The organism is uncultured Desulfovibrio sp. (genome assembly GCF_944324525.1).
Classification (GTDB): domain Bacteria; phylum Desulfobacterota; class Desulfovibrionia; order Desulfovibrionales; family Desulfovibrionaceae; genus Desulfovibrio.
Genome location: NZ_CALUWS010000032.1, coordinates 26,516 through 33,204 on the forward strand (window position 1 = coordinate 26,516; position 6,689 = coordinate 33,204).

The window sequence follows — 6,689 nt, forward strand, 5'->3', positions numbered from 1 at the left end:
TGCCGCGCGCAGGCAGGCCGCAGGCCGCGTCCGGTTGAACTCTTCCGCCATGCGGACTATAAAGGGCGGGGCGTATCCGGCGTGTCCCGCCGGGCCGACCTTCCTTCCACCTTTTCCGGGCCCGGCGGCGCTCCGTCCGATCCCGCCAAGGAGACGTCATGGAAATTCTACGCGCCAAAACGGCCGGGTTCTGCATGGGGGTGAGCCTGGCCCTGCAAAAGCTGGACTCCGCCATCGAGCATGCCGATGGCCGGCGCATCTGCACCCTCGGCCCCATCATCCACAATCCGCAGGTCCTGGCCGACTATGAGGCGCGAGGCGTCTTCTGCGCCGCGTCGCCCGCGGAACTCGGCCCGCAGGACTGCGTGCTCATCCGCGCCCACGGCATCACCCGTCAGGTGGAAGAGGCCGTGCGGACGTCGGGGGCGCATGTGCAGGACGCCACCTGTCCCAAGGTGAAGAAGGCCCAGCTCGCCATACGCAACGCCACGGAGAATGGCGCGACGCTCCTGCTCTTCGGCGAAGCGGAACACCCCGAGGTGCAGGGACTCTTGTCCTACGCGCACGCCACGGCCCATGTCTTCGGCAATCAGGAGGAACTGGACGCCCTGCCGATTGGGCCTTCCGGGAACTATGTGCTCGCTTCGCAGACCACGCAGGATCGCGGCGTCTTCGCCGCCATCGAGCAGGGACTGCGCGAAAAGCTCGAACGGCTGACGGTGCTCTCCACCATCTGCGACGCCACGCGGGAACGGCAGGAAGAGGCCCTGGAGATAGCGCGCACGGTGGACGTGATGGTCGTCGTCGGCGGCAGGCAGAGCGGCAATACGCGCCGCCTGGCCGATCTTGCCGCCCAGTGCGGCAAGACTACCTACCATATAGAAGAAGCGTCGGAGCTCCTTCCTGAGAATTTCTCAAAAAAAACGCGTGTGGGCCTAACGGCGGGCGCATCTACGCCGAAAAAGCTTATTGACGCGGCGCAAGCGTGGCTGGAAGCACTGCCCTAGGCGAAGCGTCCGGCTGCCGCGCGCATCCGCAGGCAACGGACCCCGCGTGAGGCGCCGGATTGCATACCCGTCTCCTGACGGAAAGAAGCCGGAAGGGACTTCGATCCGGGCGGACGACGACGGCGGGGATCTTTCCCCGTGATGGGCGCAGGCGTATTTTATGGAGGCAGCATGGCTCAGACCAATATTCTGCTCGAGGCGGGAACCAACGAACTTGAAGTCGTCGAGTTCTATCTTGATGAACTGGCGCCGCCCAACGGCGATCCCGCCGAAGGACAGACCACGACGGAAAACCCTGACGGCACATGCACCTATCGCGGCTATTATGGCGTCAACGTGGCCAAGGTGCTGGAAATCATCCGCATGCCCAAGGTAACGGAACTGCCTGAAGTCCAGCACCCCAGCGTGCTGGGGGCGTTCAACCTGCGCTCCCGCATCATCCCTCTTGTGGACCTGGCCATGTGGCTGGAAAAACAGCACGCCCAGACGACCGAAGAACCCAAGACCATCGTGACGGAGTTCAACAACGTCACCACGGCCTTCATGGTCTCCGGCGTCAACCGCATCCACCGCATCAGCTGGGAAGAGGTCGAGCAGCCGAACAAATATGTGGCAGCCGTCTCCAGCAATACCATTGTCGGCGTAGTCAAGCTGGAGGGCCGGATCGTCTTTCTGCTGGACCTGGAAAAAGTGGTCGCCAACCTCAATCCCCGGCTCGGACTGCGTCTGGATGACCTGGGCGCCAACTGGGACGCCTCGCGCGGCTACCGCGCCCTCGTGGCCGACGACTCGGCCCTGGTCCGCGAGATGCAACGCGACCTGCTGGAGAAGGCCGGCTTCGTCGTGGAGGTCACTACCAACGGGCGCGAGGCCTGGGAACGGCTCATGAACTTCAAGCGCCTTTCCGAGGAAGAGAACCGCCCCATCACCGACTTTGTGCAGGTGGTCGTCTCGGATATCGAGATGCCGGTCATGGACGGGCTCAATCTGACCCTGCGCATCAAGGAGGATCCCATGCTCAAGGATCTTCCGGTTCTGCTCTTTTCCTCCCTCATTACCGACAAGCTGCGGCACAAGGGGGAAAGCGTCGGGGCGGACGGACAGATCTCCAAGCCGGAAGTGACCCAGCTCGCCAAGCGGGCCGCCGCGCTCATCCAGGCGCGGGAAGCCGCCCGGGCCGAAAAGCTGGCCAGCGGCGCCTAGCCTGCCGCCATCTGCGAACCGATCGCCTCTCCCGCCTGCCTGCGGGAGAGGCTTTTTTGTATGAAGGAAACCTCCCGCCAGGCGGGAGGTTTTCTTCATACAAAAAAGGGAGGGGCAGCCGCCCCTCCCGTCAAATAGCGTGTCCCGTCGGTCGCCGGACTAGCGTTCCACGGCCTTGCCGGTCAGCGGCTTACCCTGGTATTCGCCGGTGAGCGTCCGCAGGAAGGCCACGATCAGCTTCCTGTCGGCATCGGAAACCGGGATGCCGGAGAGGTACTTGCCCATGATGGCCACGCTTTCGTCAAGGGTGGTCACCGTGCCGTCATGCATGTAGGGATGCGTCAGCTCCACGTTGCGGAGGTTGGGCACCTTGAAGCGGTGCAGGTCCTCTTCCTTGTTGGTGGCGCCGATGCGGCCCTTGTCCGAACCCAGCGGATTGCCGCGATCGGCAAAGTAATCCGCCTTGAGGTCCATGTATTCAAAGGACCGACCGCCCAGACCCTTGCCCACATGGCAGCTCGCGCAGCGGTAGAGCTTGAAGAGCTCGTAGCCCTTCACTTCGTCCTTGCTCAGGGCGCCCTCGTCACCCATGAGCCACTTGTCGAAGCGGCTGTTGGGCGTGATCAGGGTCTTTTCGTACTCGGCGATGGCATCAGTGATGTTCTTGCCGGTCCAGCCGTCAGCATACACGGCACGGAACTCGGCGGTGAGCGCCTGGTCCTTCTCGAGCTTGGCGATGATCTCCTCCCAGTTCTTGGAGCCCATTTCGATGGGGTTCATGGGCGGGCCGCCAGCCTGCTCCTGCAGATCGGCGGCGCGGCCGTCCCAGAACTGCCAGCGGTTGAAGGCGGCATTGAAGACGGTCGGCGCGTTGATGTCGCCGAACTGCTTGCGGATGCCTTCAGAGAAGCGGGAATTGTCCGTCCCGGCCTTGTCGTAGACATGGCAGCCGGAACAGGCCAGCGTATCGTCGGCCGAAAGACGCTTGTCGTTGAAGAGCTTTTCCCCCAGCGCCACCTTGGCGGCGTTGACGGGCAGAGACTGCGGAATGGGCTGCACGGGCTCGTTGGCATGCCGCGGGGCCGCCGTGCCGGTGGCGTAGAACTCGGCCCTGGTGGTGCGCACCCAGTCGCGGATCAGCTTCTTTTCCTCCGCGGTCAGACGGCTGCTCCAGTGGACGACGGTGAACTTGGCCGGCGGCATGGTATTGTTGTTGATGACCCATTCCATCTTGGCCAGCGTCGTTTCCCCGACGGGCTTGTCCGCGTCGTTCTCCACCAGCTCCGCGTTCAGATCCATGGCCCGCAGCCCGTCCCGGTAGTCCTGCTCGATGATCTGCCGGATGCCCGGGATCCTGGTATAAAAGGGCAGATCAAAATTGCGGCTGTGACACGCCATGCATTTTTCCATGACCACATCGGAAACCATGCTGAACTTGGCCATGGGGGGTTTGATGTCCGCTGCAGACGCCGTTTGCACGGCCGTGGCGGTCAACGCCGCGGCCGCCGTCACGGAACACAGGAACACGCGCTTCCAATCCTTCATCCCAACCTCCATGTATGGGCAGGCGGGGCGTCCTCCCGCTTTTGCCCGCTACCGTCTTGCCGGCCAAAACCGCTTTTGCCGGCTGGAACGCCAACGGTCGTTTGCGCCGTAAGGGCAACGTCATCACTGACGACCTGGTTTTTTAGTAATAAAAGGTATTATTAGCAAGCAATTTGTGAACAAAGAAACAAATTTCCCGTTCCAGCACCCGAATGAACGCGGCTTGCTTCACCGGCCTGTATGGAGTAAGGAAAAATCTTAATCGGTTCAGGAGGGAGGACGGATGCTCTGGGCGAACCTTTCCATCAACAAGAAGCTGGCGCTGGGTTTTACCGGCTCGCTGTTCGCCATGCTGCTGTTTTCGGCGGTGGTATGGTACTCTTCCGAAAATATCATGCACCTGGCCGACACGGCCATCGACAAGCAAAAATTCGCTCTGACCCTGACGCTGCGCGAAGTTGACCACCTCAAGTGGACCGAACGCCTGCACAAACTTGTGCTGGACGGTCCCAATGCCAACATGTCGTCCATCCAGACCGACGGCCACAAGTGTGCTTTCGGCCAGTGGTTCTACTCTGGAGACCGGAAACGCCTGGAACAGCTCCTGCCCGAAACGGTGCAGCACTTCACCGAGCTGGAAAAACCCCACCTGGCGCTGCATGAAAGCGCCATACGCATCCAGGAGCTTGTACGCGCCGGCAAGCTGCAGGAAGCCGAAGCCTATTTCCTCGACGTGACCGAACGCTCGTCGGCGGACGTGCTCGCCTATCTCGAGACCACCCGCAATCTCGTGCTGGCGGCTTCCCGGCAGGATGCGCAAAAGTACCTGGATGTGGGCCATTCCACGCAATGGCTGTTCGTTGTCATGCAGAGCATAGCCATGCTGATGCTTGCCGTGGCGAGCATCCTCTTCGCCCGCTCCATCAGCCGGCCGCTGGGCCAGCTTGTGGCACGCTCGCGCGAAGTGGTGAACGGCAACCTTGACGTGGATCTGCGCCTGCCGCGCCGGGATGAGGCGGGACAGCTCTCCCAGGCGCTCGGCTCGCTGCTGGACAGCCTCAAGCAGAAGCTGGCAGAAAATGAAAAGACCTCGCGAGAAGCCCTGGCCCATGCCGCCCGTGCCGAGCAGGCCCTGCGCGCGGCCGAGGAGAAGGAAGGACGTATCAGCGGCCTGCTCAAGGAGATGACCGCCATCGCGGCCAAGGCCGACGACATCGCGGCGGATCTGGCCAGAAGCACGCAGAGCCTTGCCGAGCAGGTCGAGGCCGTCAATACCGGCAGCGTCGATCAGAACCACCAGATGAAGTGCAATATGGACAATGTGGAACAGCTGGCCGCCGCCGCCGGAAACATCGTCCAGAATGCCGCCCTCACCGCCGAGGATGCGGGCAAGTCGCGCCAGAGCGCCACCAGGGGCATGGAGGTGGTGCAGGGCTGCGAAGCCTCCATGAACCGGCTCCTGGTCATGGCCGAAAAGCAGGACAAGGATCTCCGCCAGCTGGACGAGACCGCCGGCAGCATCGGGGACATCATGAGCGTCATCGTGGACATCGCGGATCAGACCAATCTGCTCGCCCTCAATGCGGCCATCGAGGCCGCCCGCGCCGGCGAGGCCGGACGCGGCTTTGCCGTGGTGGCGGACGAAGTGCGCAAGCTGGCCGAAAAGACCGTCGTGGCCACCTCTTCCGTAGGCGACAAGATCAGCGAGATCCAGTCGGCCATCCATTCCTGCGTGAGCTTCATGCAGGATGCCCGCTCGGCCGTGGAAGAGGCGGACGATCTGGCGCGCCGCTCGGGGACCGCCCTGCAGGAGATCGTGGAGGCCGCCAGTCACAACGAAGGCAACGCCTCACAGATATCGGCGGCGGCCCAGCAGCAGCACGGCATCGTGGTGACGGTGTCCGACGGCATGCGGCAGGTGCGCGAGATCGCCGACAGGAACTTTGCCGCCATGGAGACCGCGGGCGAGCAGGTCCGGGCCCTTGTGGGCATGGCCGCTTCCCTCAAGCAACTCATCGACCGCCTCAAGCGCTAGGGCTTTCCCGTCATGCAGGACTTCCACAAGTTCATTAACGGCTTCAAGAACTTCCGCAGCTTTTACTACGATGCGGAGGTGGACTATTACGCCGCCCTGCGCGACGGGCAGCATCCCAAGGCGCTGGTCATCGCCTGCAGCGACTCGCGGGCTGACCCCGCCCTGCTCATGGGCTGCGACCCCGGCGACATCTTCGTCGTGCGCAATGTGGCCAACCTGGTGCCCCACGCTACGGAAGCAGGCCGCGGCGACGCGGTGCTGGCCGTGCTGGAGTACGGCGTGCGCCACCTTAAAGTGGAACACGTCATCGTGCTGGGGCACTCCTGCTGCGGCGGCATCCATGCGCTCATGCATCCCGAATCCACGCCCCCGGACAGCCATGTGGCGCACTGGGTCGCCATCGCCCGCCCCGCGCTGGAACGCATGGACGACGGCGACAACCGGGACGCCGCCGCCCATCGCCGGAACTGCGAGGAGGCCGCCGTCCTGCTCTCCGTAGAGAACCTGCTCTCCTATCCCTGGATACAGCGGCGGGTGGCCGAGCACAGGCTCTCCCTGCACGCCTGGTACTTCGACATGGAAGTGGGCGATCTGCTGGCCTATTTTCCTGACGCAGAGCGCTTTGAATCCCTGCATGAGCACGGGCTGCACCGGGATCTTTCCGGCCTCGGCCCCCATCTGCGCCGCCTGGTGGAAGGCGGCTAGAGGCTTTTGGCACTATTTGCTGTCTGTTTGAGGGGAAGGGGAACCCCGCGCTCTGCTGTCGATGCCCGTAAGACTCCTGCGTCGCCTAACGGGCACGGCCTCCGGCCGCCTTTCGGTCGCGCTCTGCTGTCGATGCCCGTAAGACTCCTGCGTCGCCTAACGGGCACGGCCTCCGGCCGCCTTTCGGTCGCGCT

5 protein-coding genes are annotated in these 6,689 nt (G+C 63.3%); 4 read left to right on the forward strand and 1 reads right to left on the reverse strand.

Annotated elements, in window-relative coordinates:
• The first annotated feature begins 158 nt into the window (after positions 1-158).
• A complete protein-coding gene (ispH, locus tag Q0K12_RS08880) occupies positions 159-1,007 on the forward strand; it encodes a 4-hydroxy-3-methylbut-2-enyl diphosphate reductase (RefSeq protein WP_297262096.1) in 849 nt (282 codons plus the stop codon).
• Positions 1,008-1,178: 171 nt separating this feature from the next.
• Positions 1,179-2,210, forward strand: coding sequence for a chemotaxis protein (locus Q0K12_RS08885; protein ID WP_297262098.1), 1,032 nt, complete (start codon positions 1,179-1,181; stop codon positions 2,208-2,210).
• A gap of 159 nt (positions 2,211-2,369) precedes the next feature.
• Here the strand turns inward: Q0K12_RS08885 and Q0K12_RS08890 are convergent, their stop codons facing one another.
• On the reverse strand, positions 2,370-3,755 hold the full coding sequence (locus tag Q0K12_RS08890; protein ID WP_297262100.1) for a cytochrome c peroxidase: 1,386 nt from the start codon (positions 3,753-3,755) through the stop codon (positions 2,370-2,372).
• 283 nt (positions 3,756-4,038) lie between these two features.
• Here Q0K12_RS08890 and Q0K12_RS08895 point away from each other — a divergent pair, with 283 nt between their 5' ends.
• Together Q0K12_RS08895 and Q0K12_RS08900 are read left to right on the forward strand one after the other, a co-directional pair.
• Complete coding sequence (locus Q0K12_RS08895) at positions 4,039-5,790, forward strand: methyl-accepting chemotaxis protein (protein ID WP_297262102.1); 1,752 nt, start codon at positions 4,039-4,041, stop codon at positions 5,788-5,790.
• 12 nt (positions 5,791-5,802) lie between these two features.
• Positions 5,803-6,495 carry a carbonic anhydrase gene (locus tag Q0K12_RS08900; RefSeq protein WP_297262103.1) on the forward strand — a complete coding sequence of 231 codons (693 nt, stop codon included), beginning with the start codon at positions 5,803-5,805 and terminating at the stop codon, positions 6,493-6,495.
• Positions 6,496-6,689 lie beyond the last annotated feature (194 nt).

Excerpts from the sequence above, each read along its gene's own strand:
- ispH (WP_297262096.1), top strand. The coding sequence starts at position 159 with ATGGAAATTCTACGCGCCAAAACGGCCGGGTTCTGCATGGGGGTGAGC.
- Q0K12_RS08885 (WP_297262098.1), top strand. The coding sequence starts at position 1,179 with ATGGCTCAGACCAATATTCTGCTCGAGGCGGGAACCAACGAACTTGAA.
- Q0K12_RS08890 (WP_297262100.1), bottom strand. The coding sequence starts at position 3,755 with ATGAAGGATTGGAAGCGCGTGTTCCTGTGTTCCGTGACGGCGGCCGCG.
- Q0K12_RS08895 (WP_297262102.1), top strand. The coding sequence starts at position 4,039 with ATGCTCTGGGCGAACCTTTCCATCAACAAGAAGCTGGCGCTGGGTTTT.
- Q0K12_RS08900 (WP_297262103.1), top strand. The coding sequence starts at position 5,803 with ATGCAGGACTTCCACAAGTTCATTAACGGCTTCAAGAACTTCCGCAGC.